At 53.2% G+C, this 25,601-nt stretch carries 24 protein-coding genes and 1 tRNA gene; 14 read left to right on the top strand and 11 right to left on the bottom strand.

Features of this window, described 5'->3' with window-relative positions; all coding sequences use genetic code 11:
• Window positions 1–28 precede the first annotated feature (28 nt).
• From WCT94_RS01905 to WCT94_RS01895, 3 genes are all read right to left on the bottom strand, one after another.
• Window positions 29–2,173 (bottom strand): alpha-galactosidase, encoded by a 2,145-nt coding sequence (locus tag WCT94_RS01905; protein WP_336867591.1) that lies wholly within the window; start codon window positions 2,171–2,173, stop codon window positions 29–31.
• Between the two features lie 215 nt (window positions 2,174–2,388).
• Window positions 2,389–3,393: a LacI family DNA-binding transcriptional regulator gene (locus WCT94_RS01900; protein WP_336867590.1), complete on the bottom strand. Its 1,005-nt coding sequence runs from the start codon at window positions 3,391–3,393 to the stop codon at window positions 2,389–2,391.
• A gap of 43 nt (window positions 3,394–3,436) precedes the next feature.
• On the bottom strand, window positions 3,437–4,045 hold the full coding sequence (locus WCT94_RS01895; RefSeq protein WP_336867589.1) for an HD domain-containing protein: 609 nt from the start codon (window positions 4,043–4,045) through the stop codon (window positions 3,437–3,439).
• Window positions 4,046–4,458: 413 nt separating this feature from the next.
• On the opposite strand from WCT94_RS01895, the gene trhA reads away from it, so the two are divergent.
• On the top strand, window positions 4,459–5,106 hold the full coding sequence (trhA, locus tag WCT94_RS01890) for a PAQR family membrane homeostasis protein TrhA (RefSeq protein ID WP_336867588.1): 648 nt from the start codon (window positions 4,459–4,461) through the stop codon (window positions 5,104–5,106).
• A 179-nt stretch (window positions 5,107–5,285) separates the two neighbouring features.
• On the opposite strand, the gene ygfZ is transcribed toward trhA, so the two are convergent.
• Window positions 5,286–6,287 (bottom strand): tRNA-modifying protein YgfZ, encoded by a 1,002-nt coding sequence (gene ygfZ / locus WCT94_RS01885; protein WP_336867586.1) that lies wholly within the window; start codon window positions 6,285–6,287, stop codon window positions 5,286–5,288.
• A 235-nt stretch (window positions 6,288–6,522) separates the two neighbouring features.
• On the opposite strand from ygfZ, the gene sdhE reads away from it, so the two are divergent.
• From sdhE to rlmF, 3 genes are all read left to right on the top strand, one after another.
• A complete protein-coding gene (sdhE, locus tag WCT94_RS01880; RefSeq protein ID WP_012773340.1) occupies window positions 6,523–6,789 on the top strand; it encodes an FAD assembly factor SdhE in 267 nt (88 codons plus the stop codon).
• Window positions 6,770–7,183, top strand: a complete 414-nt coding sequence (locus tag WCT94_RS01875) for a protein YgfX (protein WP_336867585.1) — start codon at window positions 6,770–6,772, stop codon at window positions 7,181–7,183. The genes sdhE and WCT94_RS01875 overlap by 20 nt, the downstream gene beginning before the upstream one ends.
• Before the next feature lie 68 nt (window positions 7,184–7,251).
• A complete protein-coding gene (gene rlmF / locus WCT94_RS01870) occupies window positions 7,252–8,187 on the top strand; it encodes a 23S rRNA (adenine(1618)-N(6))-methyltransferase RlmF (protein ID WP_336867583.1) in 936 nt (311 codons plus the stop codon).
• A 43-nt stretch (window positions 8,188–8,230) separates the two neighbouring features.
• On the opposite strand, the gene WCT94_RS01865 is transcribed toward rlmF, so the two are convergent.
• The 4 genes from WCT94_RS01865 to WCT94_RS01850 all read right to left on the bottom strand — a co-directional run bounded on the left by WCT94_RS01865 (window position 8,231) and on the right by WCT94_RS01850 (window position 11,361).
• The gene (locus tag WCT94_RS01865; protein WP_336867581.1) at window positions 8,231–8,554 is read right to left on the bottom strand and encodes a hypothetical protein; all 324 of its coding nucleotides are present in this window, start codon (window positions 8,552–8,554) and stop codon (window positions 8,231–8,233) included.
• A 28-nt stretch (window positions 8,555–8,582) separates the two neighbouring features.
• Complete coding sequence (gene fldB, locus WCT94_RS01860; protein ID WP_012773344.1) at window positions 8,583–9,101, bottom strand: flavodoxin FldB; 519 nt, start codon at window positions 9,099–9,101, stop codon at window positions 8,583–8,585.
• A 336-nt stretch (window positions 9,102–9,437) separates the two neighbouring features.
• Window positions 9,438–9,824: an acyl-CoA thioesterase gene (locus WCT94_RS01855; RefSeq protein ID WP_336867580.1), complete on the bottom strand. Its 387-nt coding sequence runs from the start codon at window positions 9,822–9,824 to the stop codon at window positions 9,438–9,440.
• A 208-nt stretch (window positions 9,825–10,032) separates the two neighbouring features.
• Window positions 10,033–11,361, bottom strand: a complete 1,329-nt coding sequence (locus WCT94_RS01850) for an MFS transporter (RefSeq protein WP_336867579.1) — start codon at window positions 11,359–11,361, stop codon at window positions 10,033–10,035.
• A 311-nt stretch (window positions 11,362–11,672) separates the two neighbouring features.
• Between WCT94_RS01850 and xerD the strand changes: the two genes are divergently transcribed.
• From xerD to WCT94_RS01810, 8 genes are all read left to right on the top strand, one after another.
• Window positions 11,673–12,572, top strand: a complete 900-nt coding sequence (gene xerD / locus WCT94_RS01845) for a site-specific tyrosine recombinase XerD (protein ID WP_012773347.1) — start codon at window positions 11,673–11,675, stop codon at window positions 12,570–12,572.
• Window positions 12,573–12,709: 137 nt separating this feature from the next.
• On the top strand, window positions 12,710–13,426 hold the full coding sequence (gene dsbC / locus WCT94_RS01840; RefSeq protein WP_336867578.1) for a bifunctional protein-disulfide isomerase/oxidoreductase DsbC: 717 nt from the start codon (window positions 12,710–12,712) through the stop codon (window positions 13,424–13,426).
• Window positions 13,427–13,432: 6 nt separating this feature from the next.
• On the top strand, window positions 13,433–15,196 hold the full coding sequence (recJ, locus tag WCT94_RS01835) for a single-stranded-DNA-specific exonuclease RecJ (RefSeq protein WP_336867577.1): 1,764 nt from the start codon (window positions 13,433–13,435) through the stop codon (window positions 15,194–15,196).
• Window positions 15,197–15,301: 105 nt separating this feature from the next.
• Window positions 15,302–16,400, top strand: a protein-coding gene (gene prfB, locus WCT94_RS01830) for a peptide chain release factor 2 (protein ID WP_012773350.1) whose coding sequence is annotated in 2 segments (ribosomal slippage) — window positions 15,302–15,376 and window positions 15,378–16,400 — 1,098 coding nt in all. Because the reading frame shifts where the segments join, the coding sequence is not laid out codon by codon here.
• An 8-nt stretch (window positions 16,401–16,408) separates the two neighbouring features.
• Window positions 16,409–17,926: a lysine--tRNA ligase gene (lysS, locus tag WCT94_RS01825; RefSeq protein ID WP_336867575.1), complete on the top strand. Its 1,518-nt coding sequence runs from the start codon at window positions 16,409–16,411 to the stop codon at window positions 17,924–17,926.
• A 346-nt stretch (window positions 17,927–18,272) separates the two neighbouring features.
• Window positions 18,273–19,028 carry a helix-turn-helix transcriptional regulator gene (locus WCT94_RS01820; protein ID WP_336867573.1) on the top strand — a complete coding sequence of 252 codons (756 nt, stop codon included), beginning with the start codon at window positions 18,273–18,275 and terminating at the stop codon, window positions 19,026–19,028.
• A gap of 62 nt (window positions 19,029–19,090) precedes the next feature.
• A complete protein-coding gene (locus tag WCT94_RS01815) occupies window positions 19,091–19,774 on the top strand; it encodes a LysE family translocator (RefSeq protein ID WP_336867572.1) in 684 nt (227 codons plus the stop codon).
• An 81-nt stretch (window positions 19,775–19,855) separates the two neighbouring features.
• Window positions 19,856–19,929, top strand: a tRNA-Gly gene (locus tag WCT94_RS01810).
• A gap of 19 nt (window positions 19,930–19,948) precedes the next feature.
• On the opposite strand, the gene WCT94_RS01805 is transcribed toward WCT94_RS01810, so the two are convergent.
• Entirely contained in the window at window positions 19,949–20,680 is a 732-nt protein-coding gene (locus WCT94_RS01805; RefSeq protein WP_336867571.1) for an alpha/beta fold hydrolase, read from the bottom strand.
• A 174-nt stretch (window positions 20,681–20,854) separates the two neighbouring features.
• The gene (locus tag WCT94_RS01800) at window positions 20,855–21,925 is read right to left on the bottom strand and encodes a DUF1176 domain-containing protein (protein ID WP_336867569.1); all 1,071 of its coding nucleotides are present in this window, start codon (window positions 21,923–21,925) and stop codon (window positions 20,855–20,857) included.
• A gap of 376 nt (window positions 21,926–22,301) precedes the next feature.
• Between WCT94_RS01800 and lpxP the strand changes: the two genes are divergently transcribed.
• Window positions 22,302–23,225: a kdo(2)-lipid IV(A) palmitoleoyltransferase gene (lpxP, locus tag WCT94_RS01795; protein WP_336867567.1), complete on the top strand. Its 924-nt coding sequence runs from the start codon at window positions 22,302–22,304 to the stop codon at window positions 23,223–23,225.
• Between the two features lie 270 nt (window positions 23,226–23,495).
• Here the strand turns inward: lpxP and WCT94_RS01790 are convergent, their stop codons facing one another.
• On the bottom strand, window positions 23,496–23,900 hold the full coding sequence (locus WCT94_RS01790) for a hypothetical protein (protein WP_336867565.1): 405 nt from the start codon (window positions 23,898–23,900) through the stop codon (window positions 23,496–23,498).
• A gap of 242 nt (window positions 23,901–24,142) precedes the next feature.
• Here WCT94_RS01790 and WCT94_RS01785 point away from each other — a divergent pair, with 242 nt between their 5' ends.
• Window positions 24,143–25,498 carry an NCS2 family permease gene (locus WCT94_RS01785; protein WP_012773362.1) on the top strand — a complete coding sequence of 452 codons (1,356 nt, stop codon included), beginning with the start codon at window positions 24,143–24,145 and terminating at the stop codon, window positions 25,496–25,498.
• Window positions 25,499–25,601: the final 103 nt, after the last annotated feature.

Raw genomic sequence — 25,601 nt, 5'->3', positions numbered from 1 at the left:
GATACTGGCTCAACGGGGCGGGAAAAGGCTAGCGGCCAGCGGTATCCGTCACCGCAGAAAGTGCGACTAGAATGGCAGTTTCCGGCGTCAGGACGGGAAGGGCAAGACCAGCCTGCATTAGCCAATCGCCAGAAACCACTATCGGCTGACGTAACCAAGGCGGGAGCTCGCGCATGGTGCTGCCGCCTTCGCGCACCGTTTTGATTTCCGGGCCATCCAGCAGTGTGACTTCGTAACGCGTGTCGGTTCGCAGACCGGGGAAGCGTAGCGTACCCGCCAGCGAATAATTCGGCATACGCAACTGGGCAATCTGAAAAACGGCGTGCTGCCGATCGTTGCTGACCACGCCGGTGACCTGTGTGGCGTTGTCCGGCATGTCGACTCGCCAGGTGGTGCCGTTGTGCAGCAGTGGGCGCAGCGTTTTATGCAACTGGATGTAGTGGCGATAGCCTTCCAGTTCGTCGTCATCGGCCTTCGCGGGATCCAGTTCGATGCCCATGTGACCGAACAGGGCGGTCAGGCCGCGAAAGGCGATGGTATGACGCCGATACGTGGCGTGGCACCGTGCATGCCCAATGTGTTGTCCCATCACCTCCGGCGGGAAGAAGTAGCTCATGCCGCGCTGGATGGTCTGTCGCTCCAGCGCGTCGTTGTTATCCGACACCCAGAACCGCTGGGTGCGCTCCAGCACGCCGTAGTCGATACGGCCGCCGCCGGACGCGCAGGATTCAAACTCAACATGGGGGAAACGCTGGCGTAGGGTATCGAGCAGACGATAGAACTGTCGGGTCTGCGCATCGGCGGCCAGACGCCCTTCATGGCCGGGCTGCACCAGCTCGCGGTTCATATCCCATTTCACATAATCGACCGGGTGCTCGCCCAGCAGCCAACTCAGCCGCTCCAGCAGGTAAGCGAAGGCGTCGGGCTGATTTAAATTCAGCACGTACTGGTAGCGTCCCGTAGGCTGTGCGTAGCCGGGCAATTGCAGCACCCAGTCGGGATGGGCGCGGAACAGATCAGAATCGGGGTTGATCATCTCCGGTTCGACCCAAATGCCGAACTCCATCCCCAGTGCTTTGACATGCTCGATGACGGGCATTAGCCCGTTCGGGTATTTTTCTTCGTCAAGATACCAGTCGCCGAGTGCGGCTCGGTCATGATGGCGTCCACGGAACCAGCCGTCATCGATAATAAAGCGTTCCACGCCGACGTCGGCGGCCTTGCTCGCCATCTGCATGATGTACTCTGGATCGTGATCGAAATAGATCCCTTCCCACGTATTGAGGTGCACCGGACGCGGCTTATCGCCGCAGAATTGGATCAGAGACTGGCGTAGGAAGGCGTGATAGCGCTGGCTCATGCCGTTCAAGCCGCTATCTGAGAAAGCTGCGTAGACCCACGGTGTAGTGAGGGATTCCGACTGTGCCAGCGTGATTTCGCCCGGCAGATACAGGGCTTCCGCCTGCACGACGCGGCGTCCGTCCGTTTTAATATCGGCACGCAGACGATGGTTGCCGCTCCAGCCTAAATGCACGCCCCATACTGAGCCATGTTGCTCGTTGAACGCGGATTCACCGAGGATAAACGCGGGGAAATATTCGTGGGAGCTTCTTCCCCGGCGGCTTTCCTGAATAAAACCGCCGTGCTGCAATGTGAGACGGTGAGCCTGAAACTCACGTAGCCAGCGGCCGTGAAACGCCATGACGTCGCTCGCCCGTTCCGGGACGGGGAGCGTGACGCCCAGGCGCTGTACTTGCCAGACATCAGCACGCAGATTTTGTAGCGTGTGGCGCAGTTGCAGCACATCGGTCTGCGGATCCAGACGCAGCTCACTGGTCAGGCGCAGCCCGGCCTGTGCATCTTCCGCTGTAATGATGAGCGTATTGTCCTGAACGTCAACCTGCGTCGTCGTGAAGATCGGCGCGGCGTCATAGCCTGAACGATGCCCCTCAATACCCGGTGAACCGAACTGACCACGTCCGTATTCCATCGCCAGCGTCAGAGGAAGATCCACATCCAGACGACCATTCGCCACGGGGCGTTGCAGAGAAACGATGTCCTCTGGAGAGAAACCGCGCAGCCGTGGCCCCCAGTAGAGAATTTCCGCTGCCGGAGCGCAGCGAACGATGATATCGCACTGCGCGCTGGTTAATTGAACAAGATCACGCACCATAAGGAAGGCTCCCAATTACGATCCGAATAATGTCTCTTAGTGAAAACTTAAACGTTTAAGTCATCAACTTAAACGTTTAAGAAATGTGATTCTGTTAAAATAATCGTTAAGAAAGAGGAAAAGGTAGCGATGACGATGTGAAGGACATCTCGCTGGCGGCTGGCCCCAATAAACCAACTGATGCCTTTATAAAAGGTGGAAGGGGGCGAAATAGATTAGGCAGGAAAGCTCGTCTCCCCGGGGCGTAACGTCGGTTGCCATAGCACCTGCAAATTTTCTACGGCTTCGCCTGCGATGAGCGCCTGCGTCATGCTGGCAATCTGTTCACCAACCTGCTCGCGCGTGGCCTGTTCTATCGCCGTCACGTTGAGGTCGGTCAGGCTGTCCTGCGGCAGGCCATCGTACATCACGAGAGCGATGGGGTGAGAACCAGAAAGCCGACCTGCCTGCTGTAACGCGGCAACGGCGCCGTCGCCGTGCACATTGCCATCTATCACCATCGCGGTTGGTGGTTCAGGCAGTGCCAGAAGGTCGAACATGGCCTGATATCCTGCACGGCGCGTGGGGCTGACACAGCGCAGATAGGCATCGTGAAACGGCAGGTTGTGGCGTTGCAGCGCATCGCGATAGCCCTGACGACGCTGCATGATGAACGCCTGCGGGTGGTCTTCACTTAACATGGCGATACGACGGTGGCCGAGTGCGAGCAGGTGCTCGGTCGCCAGCGCCATGCCAGCGCGGTTGTCAAAATCAAACCAGGCGTAAGGGTGGGGAAGCTGGCTACGCCCTAGCGCCAGAAAAGGCACGTTGTGGCGTTGCAGTAGCGCCAGTCGCTCGTCCTGTTCGCACGTATGCGCCACAATCAGCGCATCAATACGGTGGCTGGCGATCAAGCGGGCGGCTCCCTGACAGGCGTCTTGCTCGTCGGCCAGCAGGAGAAAATCGACCTCATGCTGTGCCAGCTTACGACTGATTGCACCAATCATCTCAAAAAAGACATCGTTACTCAGGGAAGAAGCGTAGGGATAGACCAGCCCGACGGCGTTGCTTTTGCCCATTTTCAGGCGGCGCGCGTGGGTATTGGGACGATAGCCGATACGTTCTGCTTCTTCCTGAATACGCTGGCGCGTGGCGTCGGAGATATCCCGATGACCGTTCAGAGCACGGCTCACCGCTGCTACGGACAAACCCAGGTTATTCGCGATTGTTTTTAAAGACATCACCCTCTCCTGACGTGAATGCCCGGCTAGCGGGAAAACCGAATTATAGCAACCACCCTTTGGCTTTTGCCTCTTCCAGATGCTGCTTCAGGTATTGCCACAGTTCCGGGTTGATATCGGCGATGAACTCGGCGCGTTCAAGAACCTGTTCCAGACGAATGCCGTTTTCTACCCAGCTTTGTCCGCCGTTGTACAAATTCATCAGCATTGGCATGACGCGGTCGAGCACCATAGCAAATTGGGCGCTGGGCGTTTCATTGGCTTCGTATTCTTCCCACAGATCGTGGAATTGCTGGCGCTGCGGCTCTGGCAACAGGCCAAAAATGCGGGCGGCGGCAGCGACTTCCTGATCGTGAATCGCCAGACGGGCGGAAAGATCGTAAACGATCACATCGCCTGCATCGATTTCGACGATGTCGTGAATCAGGGCCATTTGGATCACGCGCTGAATATCCACGCCTTCACCCGCATAAGGTGCTAGCGCCATCGCGGCGACGGCGAAATGCCAGCTGTGCTCGGCAGAGTCTTCGTGACGTTCGCTGCCGATGATTTTGTTACGGCGCTGCACGCTTTTTAATTTATCGATTTCTATCAGAAAGCCGAAAACATCGGTCATGGAGCCGAAATTCAGAGTGGATGGGGAAGATGACATGAAAAGCTTACCTCTTGCAGTGAAAACGATGCAGTAAAAATCATGCAATGAAAACGTGATGTAGTGAAAACTACAGGAAGGCGCTGTGAGCGTCAGAACCGGATGACCGTTGATGCGAATAACCGGTAAAAACGGCAGAGCCCTTCAAAAAACAGGGAGATATCGAGGCCGATCATTGTAGGGGATGTTGCCCGAGATTGACATGCATGATTACACGTTAAGTCAGAGAGAAAGTGGGACGATAATTATTTTAGCTTACACGTGTACACTGAAACTATTCTCAGTTACTCTGCTCAAAGGTTAAACACCTGCGTCTGCGTCCCCTGTATGAAACCGGGGGAAGGTAAGGCGGATAACATCAGCGCATGATGTTGTGAAATGTGTACTGTTGCCGAATACAGTGGAATCTATTGATGTCAAAAAATACACAGATGCCGGATTACTCTCTGGCAGAGGAAATTGCGAACAGCATAAGCCATGGAATCGGTGTGATTTTCGGGATTGTGGGTCTGGTTTTATTGCTGGTTCAGGCGGTCAACAATGACGCCGGCAGCGTGGCGATTACCAGCTACAGCCTCTATGGCGGCAGTATTATCCTGCTATTTTTGGCGTCGACGCTGTATCACGCGATACCGTCTCAGCGTATTAAGCCGTGGCTGAAAAAATTCGACCACTGTGCCATCTATCTATTGATTGCCGGAACCTATACGCCGTTTTTGCTGGTGGGGCTGGATTCACCGCTGGCGCATGGTCTGATGGTCGTTATCTGGGGAATGGCGCTGCTGGGTGTGATTTTCAAGCTGGCATTTGCCCACCGTTTTGAAGTGCTGTCATTGATTACCTATCTGGTGATGGGCTGGCTGTCGCTGGTGGTGATTTATCAGATGGTGATGAAGCTGGCGCCAGGGAGTGTGACGCTGCTGGCAGTCGGCGGCGTGGTGTACACGCTGGGGGTGATTTTCTATGCCTGCAAGCGTATTCCCTATAATCACGCGATTTGGCACGGGTTTGTATTGGGCGGGAGCGTCTGCCACTTTCTGGCGATTTATCTTTATATTTAAGCCTGTATATACCCTAAATAATTCGAGTTTCAGGAAGGCGGCAAGAGAAGGAATCCCGATGAGCTTACACAGGTAAGTGATTCGGGTGAGTGAACGCGGCCAACGCACATGCAACTTGAAGTATGACGAGTATAAAGCGCATGAACCTGTTTGGTTCATGCGCGATGTCACCCGCCGAATTAATCCGTTATTTCATACGGCAGAGGCTGAACCGTGAGCTGGCTGTCGGCATCTTCACGTACGCGCAGGACGTTCTCCGCGGTGAGATCGTTATTCAGCACCGCCTGTACCCACACCTCGCCGTTCTGCAATTGGCTAGCCGCCAACACCGTACCGGTACGACGCCAATTCTCGCCGAGCTGCAATTCGAGATCGTCCCCCGCTTGCGGCACCTGATTGGCTTTACCCGCCAGCCAGTAAAGCGCACGCTTGTTAGCCCCACGATATTTTGCACGAGCGACCATTTCCTGACCGGTATAGCATCCTTTGCTGAAGCTAATCCCATTTAATGCCTGTAAATTAGTCGCTTGCGGGATGAACTGCGCACTGTTTGCGCTGTCAATGATGGGCTGACCTGCTTCGATATCCAGCGTCAGCCACTGGCGGCTGTCGTTCAGACTGACTTTATCGCCGAGCTGCTCAAGCAGTGCAGCGCTTTGCTCAGGTGACAGCACCAACAGGAAACGTTCTGCGGGATGGGCAAAATGCAGTAAGGTTGCCCCTTCGTGCTGAACAACAGGGTGATCGGCGTCTGGAAGCTGGCTAAATGCAGAGGCCAGCAGTTCGCGGATGCCTGCCCCTGCTGCGCCCAGCAGTACGGCGTTGTCGTCTGGTGCGATGGTGGTTTTCGAGAAAACGGCGTATTTTTTCAGTTCGCTAAGCTGGGCGTCGCGTAGGTTACGACGCTCAATGAAAGCAAAGCCTTCACCGTGATGGAACAGGCGTAGATTGCTCCACATTTTCCCTTTCGCGTCGCAGTGGGCGCAAAGGATGTGCCGATCGTCAGCGAGTGCGCTGACATCCGCGGTGACCTGTCCCTGGAGATATTTGACGGTATCCGGCCCGACCATCGTGGCCAGCGCCCAATCATCCAACGAGATGAGCGTGGCGGTCAGTTGGGCGGAAGCCAATGGGGGTTGTGATGCAAAAGGAAGCTGATGAGCCGTATGTTCGTTAACCATATAGTACAATCCTGCGCGAAGGGCGATACCCGAATGGCTTAATGGTAAAAGAGCGCTCAGGGTTTGCAAGTGGTTATTCACGCAGCGTTATTGCATAGCACATCCTGATACCGATCGGTGCGCCCGTCGCGGTGTTCGTCGGTAAACTATGTCAAAATGTTACTATTAGTTGATACCCGCTACCGGAATCGGAGTACACTAGCGGCAAGTTGCGATAACAAGGTGGACATGAAACATGGAAATCGATAATAAATCACGCATTCATTGGGCATGCCGCCGTGGTATGCGCGAACTGGATATCGCGATCATGCCGTTTTTTGAGCATGACTATGACACACTCAGTGACAGTGATAAGCGCACGTTTGTACGTCTGTTACAAAGCGACGATCCCGATTTATTCAACTGGCTGATGAACCACGGCGAGCCGAAAGACGGAGAGCTGAAACGCATGATTTCTCTTATTCAGACGCGAAATAAAGATCGTGGCCCAGTGGCAATGTGATCTTCGCGTTTCCTGGCGTATGCAACTGCTGTCATTGGTTGTGCATGGCCTATTAGTATTGCTCATTCTTCTGGCGCCGTGGCCGGACGGCTATGCATGGCTGTGGCTGTGTCTGGTCACGATGGTGATGTTCGGTTTTATCCGTAGCCAAAGGAATATCAAATCCCGACAGGGGGAAATCGTTCTGCTCAGCGAAACGACCCTGAACTGGCGGCAGCAGGAATGGCAGATCGTTAAACGACCGTGGTTGCTGAAAAATGGCGTGTTGCTGTCATTGCAGGCCGTTAACGGTAAAGACAGACAACAGCTTTGGCTGGCATCGGACAGCATGGGCGATGACGAATGGCGTCATTTGCGTCAGCTTCTTTTGCAGCAGAAACACTGGGCGAGATAGCGGCGCGTTGGAAATGTTCTTATTCGGTCACCGTATGACCGTGCTTTAAAATTGATTGGATATAACTGATGACTAAGCCCGCAGTGCAAAAAAATGGTCTGCATCCTCGTAATCGCCATCGCGACCGTTATGATTTTCCCGCGCTCAAACAGAGCTATCCTGCGCTGATCCCGTTTGTCACGGTGAATGCCTACGGTGATGAGTCAGTGGACTTTGCGAATCCCGAGGCGGTGAAAGCGCTGAATCAGGCGTTGTTGCAGCATTTTTATCAGATTGAACACTGGACGATTCCAGACGGTTTCCTGTGCCCACCCATTCCCGGCCGTGCCGACTACATTCACCATCTGGCTGACTTGCTGGCGGAAGATAACCGCGCGGTGGTGCCGCGAGAGGCGTCCGTGCTGGATATAGGCTGTGGCGCCAACTGCATTTATCCGCTGATTGGGTATCGTGAATACGGCTGGCGTTTTACCGGCAGCGAAATTAATCCGCTCGCAATGAAAGCGGCCAACCAGACGATTGAGGCTAATCCCGGTTTGAACCGAGCGATTCGCCTGCGCCGTCAAAAAAGCAGCACAGCGATACTCGCAGGGGTTATTCACAAGAACGAGACGTTTGATGCGGTCATGTGTAATCCGCCATTCCACGCCTCCGCTGAGGATGCGCGTCAGGGAACGCAGCGCAAACTGCATAACCTGGGGCTGGATAAGCGCTCACCGCTGAATTTTGGCGGCCAGCAGGATGAGCTGTGGTGTGAGGGCGGCGAGTCAGCTTTCATTGGTCAGATGATCAAGGAGAGCGCTGGTTTTGCCCGTCAGTGCCTGTGGTTTACGTCGCTGGTGTCGCGCAAAGAGAATCTGCCGGAGATTTATCGCGCGCTGGAAGCGGTTGATGCGGAAAAGGTCAGAACCATCGATATGGCGCAAGGCCAGAAGCAAAGCCGCTTTGTCGCGTGGAGTTTCCTTGATACGGCCGCGCGTACCCGCTGGTTACAAAAGCGCTAAGCCACGTCAACGGATACTGGTCACAAAGGTATCCGTGAATGTGTTACTCGACGGTAATCGTATCCGGTTCCTGCTGGGTCACCTTCAACGATGTCCCCTGAATCGCCATAAACACCGCTTCCCGTCGGGTCAGATAGCCTTTGACGGGATGCGGCTTAGTCGCGCCCGTCAGCGTGGTATCGGTGATGATGCCACAGCCCGTCGCGTGCGCGATTTGCTGCGCGGTTTCATCAAATCTTGAGAAATCGATAGCGTAATATTGCGGCACATCGCATTTCCCGCCCAGATTTCTGGCGTATTCCTGCGTGCCTGTTTGAGCACAACCGGCAAGCAACAATCCTGCGACCGCTATGAGTAACATTTTCATCGTGCTTACCTCTGTTGAGTCGTACTGTTTACAGTAGTGACGCCATTTCTTGCAGGATCTGTTCGCACCACTGTTCCAGCCGCTCATCGCTAAGATCGTATTGGTTCACTTCGTCCAGCGCTAGCCCGACAAAGTGTTTGCCGTCAGCGGCCAGCGGTTTTGGACTGATGAAATCATAGCCTTCTGTCGGCCAGTACCCAACGAATGTAACCCCCAGCGGCAGCAGTTGGTCATGCAGCATGCCCAACGCATCAAGGAACCATTCGCTGTAGCCAAGCTGGTCGCCCATACCGTAGAGCGCCACGACTTTTCCTTTGAGGTTTAGCGTCGCTAATTGACCCCAGATGTTCTCCCAGTCTTCCTGGATCTCACCGAAATCCCAGGTTGGGATGCCGAGAATCAGCGTACTGTAGTCTTCCATACGTTGAGGTTCGACATCCTTAAGGTTGTGCAGATCCACCAGTTCTTCGCCCAGAATGTCGCGAATTTTTTCCGCAGCCATTTCGGTGTAGCAGGTGCTTGAGCCGTAAAACAGACCGATTTTCATACTATCTATAAGTCCATGATTTAATTATTTTCTAAAATCAATGCATTGATTCAGTCTCTGCGCTGTGACGTGACTGCCTAAATGCGGCAAGTCCATCGTTTATGTGCAGCAGAAAACAGGCAATGGGTGCCATATTCGGTGATATCGAGGTCTTTTACAATCGCTGGTGAAACTCGCGGTGCAGAGCGATTAGCTTAAATGGGTGAGGTAAGAGCGGTATTGGGAGGGATGAATTCAGGGGAAGAAGGCCTTTCATGACAACTTCAGTGTTCTCTTCATCTGTGTTCTAGCCCTGTAGGCTTGGGGGAGTGAAGAGAACCCTGATCATACGGACGCTTAAGGCGCTAACGCATTCACTACTGCTTCCGGCATTGATGGTCGACCATTGGTCAGGCAAGTGGCGACAAACGTGGCTTCTGCGTAAGTAACATCGCCAACCTTGATTTGCTGAACGAAATTGACACGATTACGCTTTTCGTTCTTTTCCAACTGGCAGGTGACTTCTAACCGATCGCCTTTTTGCAGGCTTTTACGGAAGCGCAGAGTGTACTCAAGTACCATGTAAATCTTACCCTGCTTGAACTCTTCTTCAATATCAATGCCCAGTGCTTCTTTCATGAAAGCATGGCGCGTCCACTCCATATAAAACGGGTAGTAGAGGCCATCGACGACGCCCTGAAAGTCGATATGACTGTCCTCAACGTCATAATGTTTTGAAAACATTTTTGCATCCTAATTTGATTGTTGTACCGAACGGATTTGTTACATCGACAGGTCTGTTGGTATACCTCACTTAATTAGCGTGGTAAATGCGAAAGTGTATCAAAGTGATAATAACGTGATGTCATGATTTGAGCGGGGATGGACGATTTGGTGTCATGGTGAAAAAGGGAAGGTGCGGTGAGGGACATGGCCCTCACCGAAGGGATACTTATCCCAAAGACTGGTGACGTGTTTCTCTGGTCGCCAGCAGCGCAATCAGCGTCAGTGACGCCATGGCTGCCAGATAAACGCCGACGTAGAACAGGCCGTAGTTGGCCGTCAGCCACGCTGCGATATACGGTGCGACCGATGCACCCAGAATTGACGAGACGTTATAGGAGAATGACGCGCCAGTGTAGCGTACTTCTGTCGGGAACAGCTCGGGCAGCAAGGCACCCATCGGGCCAAACGTCAGTCCCATGATGCTCAGACCCAGCACCAGGAAGCCCATCACCAGCGCCTGATTGCCTGAACCAAGCATATAAGGGAACAGCATGGCAAAGACGATCATGAGGCAAGTAATGGTAATCATGGTCTTACGGCGGCCAAAGGCATCTGCCAGATAGCCGGCGACCGGCACCATCAGACCAAAACCGATCACCGCGATCATCAGCATCAACAGGAAGCTGTTACGTGAGAAGCCAAGCCCTTTAGGCACAGGCGAAGTGCCATACGTCATGGAATAAACGGTCATGATGTAGAACAGCGTGTAGGTCGCCAGCATGATGAAGGTACCGAGGATCGTGACTTTCATGTGCTTGCTAAGCAGCGTGCCCAGCGGCATACGCACCTGTTTGCCAGCTTTGACGGCTTTGGTAAAGACCGGGGCTTCATGCAGAGAGATACGGACATACAGGCCAACCAGCACCAGCGCGGCGGACGCGACGAACGGTACGCGCCAGCCCCAGGTCATGAACTGCTCTTCCGTCAGCAGCCAGGACAACAGCAGGAAGGTGCCGTTAGCGAAGAAGAAACCAATTGGTGCGCCAAGCTGGGGGAACGACCCATACAGCGCACGTTTATGGGATGGGGCGTTCTCCGTCGCCAGCAGCGCCGCGCCACCCCATTCACCGCCCAGCCCCAGACCCTGGCCGAAGCGTGCCAGTGCCAGAAGAATCGGTGCAAAAATACCAATGGTTTCGTAGGTCGGTAACAGCCCAATCAGAACGGTTGAAACCCCCATGGTCAGCAGAGAAGCGACCAGCGTGACTTTACGTCCAACGCGGTCGCCGAAGTGACCGAACACCGCCGAACCAATAGGGCGAGCTACAAAGGCAATTGCGAAGGTGGCCAGCGACTGTAGCGTAGCGGCTGTCGGATCGCCCTGCGGGAAGAAAATGTGCGGGAAAACCAGCACCGCGGCAGTGGCGTAGATATAAAAATCGAAAAATTCGATAGCGGTGCCAATCAGCGACGCAACAATGACTTTATTGCGTGAGTTTACGGGTGGCGCTTCCGCTTCGGCATCGAGAGTGGGAGTGACGGTGGTGGCTTGCATAATGTTTCTTTATTTTAACAACACGAACGGCCATTCTACGCACAGAAAAATCGGCTTTTCAACGTTGATTAAGTAAGGGCAATGCCAGTCGGCACGCGGCTTCAAGGAGCCTGTTCCGATATATTCTCAATACATAAAATATAATGTGCCACAGCCTTATTTTTGCCGGAGAATGTTATGGCGATGTTGATGTTCACGGAATATGTGAGATCGCGCACAATTCTGTCTGCGTGAGAATACGGCCCTGATGAAGGTGTAAAGTTGCCGCTTCATCGGCATAATATTGCCAATCAGTGAAGAAGGACACGGCGATGCAAGAACACGATCAGGCGCTTATTGAACAGTTTCTCGACGCGCTGTGGCTGGAAAGAAATCTGGCCGAGAATACGCTGGCGTCTTATCGGTTGGATCTGCGCACGCTCGCGGAATGGCTGGCACATCATGATAACGACTTATTGCAGGCGCAGGCGCTCGATCTTCAGGCGTTTCTCGCCGATAGGGTTGATGGCGGCTACAAGGCGACCAGTTCGGCCCGTTTGTTGAGCGCGATGCGTCGCTTCTTCCAGTACCTTTATCGGGAAAAGCTGCGCAGCGACGATCCCAGTGCGGTGCTATCGTCCCCGAAACTGCCGCAGCGTCTACCCAAAGATTTGAGCGAGGCGCAGGTGGATGCGTTGCTTAATGCCCCAAGCATTGAACAGCCGCTGGAATTACGCGATAAGGCCATGCTTGAGGTATTGTACGCGACGGGGCTGCGTGTTTCTGAGCTGGTCGGTTTGACGATGAGCGATGTCAGCCTGCGGCAGGGCGTGGTTCGCGTGCTGGGAAAAGGCAATAAAGAACGGTTAGTGCCGCTCGGTGAAGAAGCGGTGTACTGGATAGAGTATTATCTGGAACATGGTCGTCCGTGGTTGCTGAATGGGCAAACGCTGGATGTGCTGTTTCCCAGCAATCGCGCACGGCAAATGACGCGCCAAACGTTCTGGCACCGTATCAAGTATTATGCGGTGCTGGCGTCGATTGATAGCGAAAAGCTCTCGCCGCACGTCTTGCGTCACGCGTTTGCTACCCATTTATTGAACCACGGCGCGGATTTACGGGTCGTACAGATGCTCTTGGGGCACAGCGATCTTTCCACGACGCAGATTTACACCCATGTGGCGACGGAACGGCTGAAGCAGCTTCACCAGCAGCACCATCCGCGCGCCTAGGGATAACATAACCAATCGAGACACTATCAGAGTAACAGGACGTTATCTGGCTGACGGGACACCCCGTTCACTATCACAGCGCATGGATACAATGCTATTTTGCTACGGACCATGCTGCGAAAAACAGGATTGATGAAATGAAAAAAGGGTTATTACTGCTTTCTTTACTGGTCGCGACGGCAACCAACTTTGCTCACGCCGATGATGCCGCGATCAAGCAGACATTGACGCGTCTGGATATGCAGGGGGCGGAAATCCTGCCTTCGCCGATAGCGGGTATGAAAACCGTCATTACCGATAGCGGTGTGCTGTACATCAGCGAAGATGGCAAGCATTTGCTGCAAGGCCCGCTTTATGACGTGAGCGGCACCATGCCGGTCAACACCACCAATAAGATCCTGATCGGCAAGATGGATGCGCTACAGGATCAGATGATTGTGTATAAAGCCGCGCAGGAAAAACACGTTATCACCGTTTTTACCGACATCACCTGCGGCTATTGCCACAAACTGCATGAACAGATGAAAGATTACAACGCGCTGGGCATTACCGTGCGTTATCTGGCCTTCCCGCGTCAGGGCATGAAATCGCCGGCAGCAAAAGATATGCAGTCCATCTGGTGCGTGGCCGATCGCAATAAAGCGTTTGATAGCGCGATGAAGGGTGATGCGATCTCGCCAGCAACGTGCAAAACCGATATCGCCGCGCATTACCAACTGGGTATCCAGTTTGGCGTGCAGGGCACCCCTGCTATCGTGCTGCAAGACGGTATGGTCGTGCCGGGATACCAAGGGCCAAAAGAAATGCTGGCGATGCTGGAAGCACATAAAGCCTCGAAGAAAACCGGCGGTTAATGCTACGTGGATATGATTACCCAACTCCGTCGGCGTCCGCTGGCGGAGGACATTGATTTACCTGACACCGTTCCGCCCTTGCTGCGTCGCCTTTATGCGCAGCGCGGCGTGAAAGGGGCTCAGGAGCTTGAACGTAGCCTGAGTGGTTTACTCAATTACCGGTTGTTAAGCGGTATTGATAACGCAGTCGATCTGCTGCAAAAAACGCTGGCGGAGAAGCGCTGCATCGTCATTGTCGGCGATTTTGATGCCGATGGTGCTACCAGCACTGCACTCACCGTGCTGGCACTGCGCAGCATGGGCGCCGTGAACGTGAAGTATCTGGTGCCGAACCGTTTTGAAGACGGTTACGGGTTAAGCCCGGAAGTGGTGGCGCAGGCTGCCGCACTGGGGGCAGAAGTGATTGTGACCGTGGATAACGGGATCTCTTCTCACGCGGGCGTCGAGGATGCGCATCGCCGTGGTATCCCCGTGCTGGTGACCGATCACCACCTGCCGGGCGAAATCTTGCCTGACGCCGATGCCATGATTAACCCCAATCTGCCCGACTGTCAGTTTCCCTCCAAGGCGCTGGCGGGTGTGGGCGTCGCGTTTTACCTGATGATGGCGCTGTTCGTGCGCCTGCGTGATAGCGACTGGTTTACGCAACCTTTGTTTACGCAACAGGGGCTGGCGAAGCCGAACCTCACCGAATTACTGGATTTAGTGGCGCTGGGCACGGTCGCTGACGTCGTGCCGCTGGATGCTAATAACCGAATTCTGGTGGCGCAGGGATTAAATCGTATTCGTGCGGGCGAATGTCGTCCGGGTATTCGGGCGCTGCTGGAAGTGGCGAACCGCGATGCCAGCCAACTGGTCTCCAGCGATTTAGGTTTTGCGTTAGGCCCACGGCTGAACGCTGCCGGGCGATTACACGATATGAAAATCGGTGTTGAGTTGCTGCTCAGCGATGACATCGTACAAGCACGTATCCTTGCCAATGAACTGAATGACATGAATCAGGACAGGCGGGAGATCGAGCAGGGAATGCAGGCAGAAGCGCTGCGCCTGTGTGAATCGCTGGAACGCACCCGTGATTCACTGCCATACGGGCTGGCGATGTACCACCCGGAGTGGCATCAGGGCGTTGTCGGTATTCTGGCATCGCGTATTAAAGAGCGTTTTCATCGTCCAGTAATTGCTTTTGCACCCGCGGGCGACGGCATGCTGAAAGGGTCAGGGCGTTCCATTGCGGGTTTGCATCTGCGCGATGCGCTGGAACGGCTGGATACGCTGTACCCCGGTATGATGGAAAAATTCGGCGGACATGCGATGGCGGCAGGATTATCTCTGCACGAAGATCGGTTTGAGGATTTCCGCCAGCGCTTCGGCGAATTGGTTGGCGAATGGCTCGATCCGTCTCAGCTTGAAGGCGTCGTCTGGTCTGATGGTGAACTGGTATTGCCGGAACTGGATTTGCTCTCAACGGCAGAAATGCTGCGCTACGCGGGGCCATGGGGTCAGTCCTTCCCTGAACCGACATTCGATGGTTGCTTCCGTATTCTGCAACCTCGCCTACTCAAAGAGCGCCATTTGAAAGCGATGTTTGAACCGATCGGCGCAACAGGGCAGGTGCCGCTATTAGATGGCATCGCATTCAATGTTGATACCACCATCTGGCCGGATCCGAGCATTAAAGAAGTGGAAATCGTGTACCGGCTGGATATTAACGAGTTTCGCGGTAAACGTTCGGTGCAATTGCTCATTCAACATCTGTGGCCGCGCGCGTGAACCGAATACGGCGGGCAGAAAGTCTATAAAATGGGCCTTTTATCCGCTAGAATGGCGGGTTACACCATTCCGTTGTCAACGACTTAACGTAAGAATATAAAAATCATGTTTGAAATTAATCCGGTAAAAAACCGCATTCAGGATCTGTCTGAACGTAGTGCCGTTCTTAGGGGGTATCTTTGACTATGATGCCAAGAAAGAACGCCTCGAAGAAGTAAACGCCGAACTGGAACAGCCTGATGTCTGGAATGAGCCTGAACGCGCTCAGGCATTGGGAAAAGAACGCTCCTCGTTGGAAGCTATCGTAGATACCATCGATCAACTGACTCAGGGTCTGGAAGATGTGGCCGGTCTGCTTGAGCTCGCGGTGGAAGAAGACGACGAAGATACGTTCAATGACACCACGGTAGAACTGGACGCGCTGGAAAATAAATTAGGCCAGCTCGAATTCCGTCGCATGTTCTCCGGCCAGTACGACAGTGCGGATTGTTACCTGGATATTCAGGCAGGTTCTGGCGGTACAGAAGCGCAGGACTGGGCCAGCATGCTGGTGCGTATGTACCTGCGTTGGGCGGAAGCCAAAGGGTTTAAAACCGAAATTATTGAAGAGTCAGACGGTGACGTGGCTGGTACAAAATCTGCCACCATCAAGATCATCGGTGACTATGCGTTTGGCTGGCTGCGTACCGAAACCGGCGTGCACCGTCTGGTACGTAAGAGCCCGTTCGATTCCGGCGGCCGCCGTCATACCTCATTCAGTTCCGCGTTCGTCTACCCGGAAGTTGAGGACGATATCGATATCGAAATCAATCCGGCCGACCTGCGTATTGACGTTTACCGTGCTTCTGGTGCGGGTGGTCAGCACGTTAACCGGACAGAATCTGCGGTGCGTATTACCCACATGCCTACCGGTATTGTCACGCAGTGTCAGAATGACCGTTCCCAGCATAAAAACAAAGATCAGGCGATGAAACAGCTGAAAGCCAAGCTGTACGAGTTTGAGATGCAAAAGAAAAATGCTGAGAAACAGGCGATGGAAGACAACAAATCTGATATCGGCTGGGGCAGCCAGATTCGTTCCTATGTTCTGGATGATTCGCGCATCAAAGATTTACGTACCGGAGTGGAAACACGTAACACTCAGGCCGTACTGGATGGCGATCTGGACAAATTTATTGAAGCAAGTTTAAAAGCGGGGTTATAAGAATTCACATGGCTGAGTCACAATCACAGGGTGCCGATCAGGCGCAAGATCTGAATAACGAATTAAAAACGCGTCGTGAAAAGCTGGTGGCGCTGCGTGAAACCGGGATCGCATTCCCGAATGATTTCCGCCGTGACAGCACGTCCGATCGTCTGCACGCTGAGTTCGATGGTAAAGAGAACGAAGAGCTGGAAGAACTGGGCGTTGAAGTGACTGTCGCGGGCCGTATGATGACCCGCCGCATCATGGGTAAAGCCTCTTTCGTGACCTTGCAGGACGTCGGTGGCCGTATTCAGCTGTATGTTTCCCGCGACGATCTGGCGGAAGGCATCTATAACGAGCAGTTCAAGAAGTGGGATCTGGGCGATATTCTGGGCGCGCGCGGTAAACTGTTCAAAACCAAGACGGGTGAGCTGTCCATCCACTGTACTGAACTGCGTCTGCTGACTAAAGCGCTGCGTCCGCTGCCGGATAAATTCCACGGTTTGGCCGATCAGGAAACGCGTTATCGTCAGCGTTATCTGGATCTGATCGCTAACGACGAATCTCGCAATACTTTCCGTATTCGTTCCAAAGTGATGGCGGCGATCCGTAGCTTCATGGTCGATCACGGCTTCATGGAAGTCGAAACGCCGATGATGCAGGTGATCCCTGGCGGCGCGTCTGCCCGTCCGTTCATCACGCACCATAACGCGCTGGACATCGACATGTACCTGCGTATTGCGCCAGAACTCTACCTGAAGCGTCTGGTCGTTGGTGGCTTCGAGCGCGTGTTTGAAATCAACCGTAACTTCCGTAACGAAGGCGTTTCCCCACGTCACAACCCTGAATTCACCATGATGGAACTTTATATGGCGTATGCCGATTATAAAGACCTGATTGTGTTGACGGAAAACCTGTTCCGTACGCTGACGCAGGACGTACTGGGCTCAACGACGGTGCAATACGGTGACCAGACATTCGACTTCGGTAAGCCGTTCGAGAAGCTGACGATGCGCGAAGCGATCTGCAAATACCGTCCGGAAACCAACGTCGCCGATCTGGACGATCTGGAGAAAGCAACCGCAATCGCTCAGTCTCTGGGGATCAAGATCGAGAAAAGCTGGGGTCTGGGCCGTATCGTTACCGAGATCTTCGAAGAGACGGCAGAAAGCAGCTTGATCCAACCGACCTTCATCACCGAATATCCGGCTGAAGTGTCGCCGTTGGCGCGTCGTAACGAGCAGAACCCAGAAATCACCGATCGCTTTGAGTTCTTCATCGGCGGCCGTGAAATCGGTAACGGCTTCTCCGAGCTGAATGATGCCGAAGATCAGGCAGAGCGTTTTGCTCAGCAGGTGAATGCGAAAGACGCGGGTGATGACGAAGCGATGTTCTACGACGAAGACTACGTGACGGCGCTGGAACACGGCCTGCCGCCAACCGCGGGTCTGGGTATCGGTATCGACCGTATGGTGATGTTGTTCACTAACAGCCACACCATCCGCGACGTGATCCTGTTCCCGGCGATGCGTCCACAGAAGTAATAAGCTGAGCGTAAAAAGCCAGCCTGACATTGTTGTCATATTTTATTGAACCGGTGCAATTGCACCGGTTTTTTTATTATCGACAAAGGTCGTCGAGCGGTAATAACGGATAGATCGTAAAGACGCTGTAAACACATCCTTGTGCGCTCGGCTTGCGCCATCCATGGCGCAAACGCTTTACTCTTCTATTCCGTTACTACCGTTTTTTTTCGGCGAATGGGTTTACTAACTATCAGGCACGACATAACCACGTTTTACTTCCGCATTCTTGCCGTCATTCTGTGATTGTCGCCCAGCGGGGGAAGATGCTATTTTCAGGCATTCATTCACTGCCGGAACACCCATCATGATGACGTACCGCGATGCCTGGTTCGAGCTGGCGCTGTTAACCAACGGCCGCAGTTTTCCACGGCATACGCATGACGAATTCGTCATCAGCGCCAATCTCAGTGGCTTGGAAACGGTCTGGCTGGATGGAGAAACCTTTGTTGCGACCAACGATATGGTGACGACCTACAATCCCAACCAACTTCAAGGCAGCGAGAACGCGTTTGATCGCTGGCAGTGCGCATCGTTGTACGTTCACCCACAGGCATTCGAGCATTATTTCCACCAAACCTTTCGGTTCTCACGGGGCTGGAATCCGTCGCCGCAATTGGCAGCCGAGTTAAAACAGCTGGTCATCTCTGATTTGGACGACAGCACGCGCCAGGAGCGCATTATCTTGCTGCTGGCTGCGTTGATTGAAAACCAGCATCACGAGCCATCTCAAAGTCAGGTTAAAGAAGCAGAGCGGATCACGCGGATCAAAGACGGGTTGCTGAGCGATCTCAGCGATGTTCCCACGCTAGACCAGCTCGCGCAGCAGGAGAATCTGTCGGTCGCCCATCTGGTTCGCTCGTTTAATCAGGCGGTTGGACTGCCACCGCTGGCGTGGCTGATGCAGCGACGCATGTGTAAAGCGCGGGAACTGCTGCGGCAGGGGACTGCGATTAGTCAGGTCGCGGGTGATGTCGGGTTTGCCGATCAGGCGCATTTCACGAAAGCCTTCAACCGCTATAACGCCATGACGCCGGGGCAGTTCCGCCGTATCAATTTTTGACAATACAGCGTTTCCCTTCGGCTCTACACTCGCCTTATTGTTTAACGCTCGAAGGGAATACCATGCTGTTAGTTGTCTTCACGGGGATGCTGCTATCCCTGTCGCTGTGTCTCGATCTGGGGATGGTCAATACCGCGATTATTAACCGCGGGCTGCGGCACGGGGCGCGCTCGGCGTTTTATATCGGGCTGGGTTCCTGCTTTGGCGATCTGTTTTATGCCACGCTGTCGGTACTGGGTCTGGCGGTGGTCTTCAATCTGACGCCCGTGCGCTGGGTGCTGTGGATTGGCGGCGGGCTGATTCTGATTTGGATGACGTTCAGTATGGCGCGTGCGGCATGGCGGGACTATCAAGTTAAACGCTTCGCCGACCTTTCTGCGACAGCGAATGGGACGGATTTTACTACACCACCAGCTCGCTATACCGAGTTTTTCAGCGGTGTCGGCATGGCGCTGGCGTCACCAACGGCGTTGCTGTGGTTTGCCGCGATTGGCGGCACTATCATCGCGCAGTCTACCGATGGTTCAGCTTTCATGATCAGCCTGTTTCTGCTGGGCTTTTTCGTGGGCGGCGTGCTGTGGACATTTTTCCTCGCGGCGCTGGTGAAGTACGGTCAGCGCCTGCTGAAAGAGCGAATCTCATTCTATTGCAGCCTGATCTCCGCGCTGCTATTTGCCTACTTTGCCTGGCACGTTATTTCCAATGGGTATGAGACGTTGTTTCTGCCTCTCTCTACTGCCGTATAACCGGCTAAAACTGCAGCACTTTGCCGGGTTTTTTACTTGCTCGGCAACGGCATAGCGCTATAATGCCATTCGCTTCTCAGTGCGAGTGTAGTTCAATGGTAGAACGGCAGCTTCCCAAGCTGCATACGAGGGTTCGATTCCCTTCACTCGCTCCAATCTTTCTCTTCTCCGATCTTAGTTGGCCAAAAATCGCTTAATCGCCGACGTAAAAGCGGCAGGGTTATCCAACATCATCAGGTGGCCGCTGTTAGCGATGGTGTGTTGTCCTGCGCATTTCTTGATGCCCCAGTCGGGAATATTCCAGCCATCTTGGGAACGCTCACCCGCGAGTAAATAGACGGGATGGCTCTCAAACACGTCAGCTAACGCAGCCAGATACGCGGCATTCCCCGTCGTCGTGACAACGGATTGTCCCATTGCACGGAGTGTGGTTGCTGGTTGGTAAGCCAGCCAGCGGGTGGCGGTTTCGGCTAAGTGAGGCCTTGGCGATGTCACTGATTTACTGATCCAGGTCATCGGATCGGATCGCAAATTCGCTAACATCGCGTTGGCTTCGCTTTCACTCATCCTGCCAACAGAGGCTGACCAAAATGCATCCGCCAAGGTGAAATTACCCTCAACATTCACGATCCTGCGAACAGCGTCTGGATAAGCATGAGCGAACAGCATGGCGATGGCTCCACCGACAGAGTGACCAACGACATCAACGGTTTTTCCCTCAAAATGGGTATCCACGAAAGTGCGTAGATACTCCACTTGCCCTTGTAATGATATGGCATTGAAGGGGGAAAATTGCTCCTGGCCATAACCAAGCAAATCTGGCATGGCATGTGGGGACTCGTAGTCTGGAACGTCCAGCGTACCAATAAAACCATGGACAAAGATGACGGGCGGCTGATGGCTCATGTTTGAAAAGCGCTCTTAATGATGGATTGGTATCTTACCTTTGCGAATTTTATCCAGTAAACCACAGAGAGAGAAAAAATATCATTCCTGATCAATCTCAATAAGTGCCATTGCTGATTGTTCTGGAGTGGCTTATTCCACGAAATTCTAGGCTCGCGATTGGTTCTGTTCCTTTCATTTACCCGGTTTCACCACCGTCGTCGTCCAGTAGGGTAAATCCCAGGTGCCGCCCAGGCGGATCATACGGCATGAACCTGTGAACGATGCACTGCTCTGCTGGAATGCTTTGCCATCCCATATCCATGCGTTATAGCTCATGCAGTCCGCGAGTCCGCGTCCTTTATGCGCAGAGGTAATTTCACCGTTTTCGTAATCTGTGCCGTCTGTCGTCACGAGCTGCGGCTGAGTCTGCATAGCATTATCGATGACCCAGTAGGCGTAGCCTTCGTTGTAAGCCGCGCGCCAGCAAAGGGTGCTGAGCAGGGACATATTGTCATTCAATGGAATGCGTTCAATCGGTTCTGCTTCTTGATAATCTTTCGGTGGGAAACTGTCGCAGTCATCTGCTTTTAACGTCTTAAGCAGTTTTTTCTGGATAGCCGACTGTTCCGCGTCCGTCAGAGTCCGCGATGCCTCCTGCTTAGTGATTGCTGCGTAGATAACGGGGGCAACTACAGAAGGTAACTCACTGCTTTTATTTCCTTTTTTGGTGATGGCATCCGTTGTCCCGATGCGACCTTGTTTCTCATCCATCTTTAGCAGTACCGCGTAGGCACCCGCCCCAGACAGTTCGGAAACGACGCCGTTGTGATGAAAAGCTACTTTCCCGCTTCCTTTTAGAGCCTGTAGGACGACGAGAATTTGCTTCTCATTTAGCTGCCAGAGATTGTCTCCGGTTGAAGTGAGTAGGCCTTTATCGACACCGTCAACGGTTAGCGTGAGCGTGGTGCCTTTAGGAATTTCCTTTTCTACCTCAGCGAGTGTAACCTCAGCCGTTATTGGCGTATTTTGCCCGGCATGACGCGTGAAAAGCAGTGAGACACCGGGAATATCTTCCTCTTCTCCCGTGTACTGCTCTTCTGGCGAGTAGCCGGCAGCCCGGCACGTCAGCGTGTTATCACAGACCACTTCCCAGTCTTTATGGGAGAAAGTGCTATCGGCAAGTGCTGTAGCCAACGCCAGGGTCGGGATACCCGCGATAAGTGCAGCGAGCACGGTGAGGCGGGAAGGGAGAGAAAAAATCATTTTCTATCAAGTCCTTGATTATATTGTTACTTGTCATCGTCCTATTCTTCGCGTCAGGACGTTAAACGCTTTTTTGACATATGCCAAGATGTTAGCGTTAGACTACGTGATATTGCGAATATTTCTTGTCCGACCACTCCTTTATTAAGAGCGAATCGGGTATGATGCCGCTGCCGTCAACTGCTCATCGATTGCTCAACATCCCCTCTGTGTTATCAGCATGTTTATCCTGCTTTTTAACCTCATGCGTGATAACGGTCAGAAGCAGTTTTCCACACAGATAAAACGATTCCTATAAATAAGTGTCATGATAGATGTAGCGCGATAAGAACGACTCTTTATGCGGTACGCTGTTAATCACTTAAAGACGAGTATCATGAAAATTAAGCAAACATTTACCAGGGCATTACTCCACCCGCGCTATTGGACGACTTGGTTCGGCCTTGGCGTGCTGTTTTTATTAGTTCAACTTCCTTACCCGCTGCTGATGAAAATCGGGAGCAGTGCGGGTCGCCTGTCCCGCGTTTTTCTTAAACGCCGGGTGTCGATTGCCAGACGCAACCTTGAATTGTGCTTCCCTACGATCTCTGACGATGAAAAAGAAGCGATGATCGACAGCAACTTTGCGTCGCTCGGTATGGCATTGGTCGAAACCGGCATGGCCTGGTTCTGGCCCGATCGTCGCGTGCGCCACTGGTTTGACGTATCGGGACTGGAGCATTTACATCAGGCTACGGCAAAAGGCCAGGGCGTGATGGTGATTGGTATTCACTTTATGTCTCTGGAACTGGGCGGTAGGGCGATGGGACTATGTCGGCCGATGATGGCGATGTACCGTCCGCACAATAATAAAGCGATGGAAATGGTGCAAACCTGGGGACGTTCTCGTTCGAACAAGGCGATGATCGACCGTAAAGATCTGCGTGGCATGGTGCAAGCGTTGAAACGCGGCGAAGCGGTATGGTTCGCGCCCGATCAGGATTACGGCCCTAAAGGCAGCGTGTTTGCCCCGTTCTTTGCAGTGAAAAATGCGGCGACGACCAGCGGCACTTACACGATCAGTCGTCTGGCAAAACCGGCGATGATGACGACGGTGCTGATTCGCAAGCCTGATGCCTCTGGCTATCAGCTGGTGATTCAGCCAGAATTACAGGATTACCCTTACCACGATGAACAGGCCGCAGCGTGTTATATGAATAAGGTGATTGAGAAAGAAATCATGCGTGCGCCTGAGCAGTATCTCTGGCTGCACCGTCGCTTTAAAACGCGCCCGGCAGGGGAAGTGTCGCTCTACGCCTGATGCCATAAAACACGTGTGATATCGGATGGCGCTTCTGCGCCATCACGGCATGGTGAGCAGAATCCGTTACTTATCGTGTAAAACGCAAATCGCAGAAACAAAAATGGCCGCCCGGATGGCAGCCATTTTATGGTGGTTAACGTACTTAAGTACGATTAACGGAAGATAGCGTGGGGGTTAACACCGCGATAGGTTTTGCCCAACGCTTTTAATATTTGATTGATTTTGCGGACAACGCGCATCTTTTTTATCCCCACGATTCTTAAATAATTATTGGTTGAAAGTACCAAAGTTGATGTTGATGTTTTCAAACATAGCGATGATTTTGTTCAGCAGTTTCATGGTCATTTCCTCATTGTTAGTTGATTGTTTTTCTGTGATGCTGTTCACGTTTTTAAGAATACTCGCACTGATACGGGTGGTCAACTTTTTTGTGATGAGAATCACAAAAAAATGAACGATCAGTTTGTGAGGAGTAAACCGCTGTTTTGATTTCCGTCTAAAAACCTTTTCTGCTTTTTCTTCATACTGACGCGTTTTCAGCGAGTTGCCCGATTGAACGTTAGTTGTACTGGCTGAGGGCGTCCTTATCGGACTGATTAAGTGAGATAGGTAAATTGTCTCGATTAGCAGTTGAAATACGCGCGGGTGAAGCGGGATAATCGTGCCCTTCACATTGCCAGACGCCGTTTTATCCAGCTCGTTTTAGTACCGCCTGTTTTGATACAGCAATGTCTTTATACGGTAATGTTTTGATACAACAACGTTTTCCGGTTTTGCATTCAGCGAGTTAATCGTTTGCGTGCGGAGCCATACGGTTCATGATGCGCCAGTGATGTGGATGCATTCGCGGAGCAAGGCCGTGGGAACCGGTCAAATTGATCTTAAATAATAATGGCATTTCAGGGGATACCACCATGTCAAACACCACCCGTCAGGCAGGCTCGCAGGGCACGCTTGATGCTTTTTTCAAAATTACACAGCGCGGCAGTAATGTGCGTCAGGAAGTGTTAGCGGGTCTGACGACGTTTCTGGCGATGGTTTACTCGGTGATTGTGGTGCCGAGTATGCTGGGCAAGGCCGGCTTCCCGCCTGCGGCTGTGTTTGTTGCGACCTGCCTGGTTGCCGGGCTGGGGTCGCTGCTGATGGGATTGTGGGCTAATCTGCCAATGGCGATTGGCTGTGCGATTTCACTGACGGCGTTTACCGCATTCAGTCTGGTGCTGGGGCAGCAAATCAGCATCCCTGTGGCGTTGGGTGCGATCTTCCTGATGGGCGTGCTGTTTACCATCATTTCCGTCACGGGTATCCGTTCTTGGATCTTGCGTAACTTGCCGATGGGCGTGGCGCACGGAACGGGGATTGGTATTGGCCTGTTTCTGCTGATTATTGCCGCTAACGGTGTGGGTTTGGTGGTAAAAAACCCGATTGATGGCTTGCCGGTCGCACTGGGCAATTTCACTTCTTTCCCTGTCGTTATGTCCCTGCTGGGGCTGGCGGCGACTATCGGTTTAGAGAAACGTCGCGTACCGGGCGGTATTCTGCTGGTCATCATCGCGATCTCTATTCTGGGGCTGATTTTTGACCCGAATGTAAAATTCTCTGGCTTCTTTGCGTTGCCGAGCCTGACGGCGGCTGACGGTTCGTCGCTGATCTTCAGTCTGGATATCATGGGTGCATTGCAGCCGATGGTTCTGCCGAGCGTACTGGCGTTGGTGATGACTGCCGTGTTTGATGCTACCGGTACTATCCGTGCCGTAGCCGGACAGGCGAACCTACTGGATAAAGACGGGCAAATCATCAACGGTGGTAAAGCGCTGACCGCAGACTCCGTGAGCAGCATTTTCTCCAGCCTGGTCGGGACGTCACCGGCGGCAGTTTACATCGAATCTGCGGCGGGTACGGCAGCCGGTGGTAAAACTGGCCTAACGGCAACCGTAGTGGGTGTGCTGTTCCTGCTGCTGCTGTTTGTCTCTCCATTGGCGTATTTGGTGCCTGGCTATGCCACTGCACCCGCGCTGATGTACGTTGGCCTGCTGATGCTGGGCAACGTCTCCAAACTGAACTTTGATGACTTTGTGGACGCGATGTCTGGTCTGGTATGTGCCGTGTTCATTGTACTGACCTGTAACATCGTGACCGGTATCATGCTGGGCTTTGGCGCGCTGGTATTAGGCCGTATCTGCGCTGGCGAATGGCGTAAACTGAACATTGGTACCGTCATTATCGCTGTCGCGCTGGTGGTGTTTTACGCTGGCGGCTGGGCGCTGTAATCCCTTCCAACAGACCTTCTGGTGCAATCCAGAAGGTCTGTCACTCCTTGTCTTTCCTTCCTCTTTCTCTTTTCTATTACGTCCCACGCCAAACGCGATTTTA

Source organism: Pectobacterium sp. 1950-15, from assembly GCF_037136835.1.
GTDB lineage: Bacteria > Pseudomonadota > Gammaproteobacteria > Enterobacterales > Enterobacteriaceae > Pectobacterium.
Note: the sequence above shows the minus strand (reverse complement) of the source record. Positions and strands in the feature narration are given on the sequence as shown.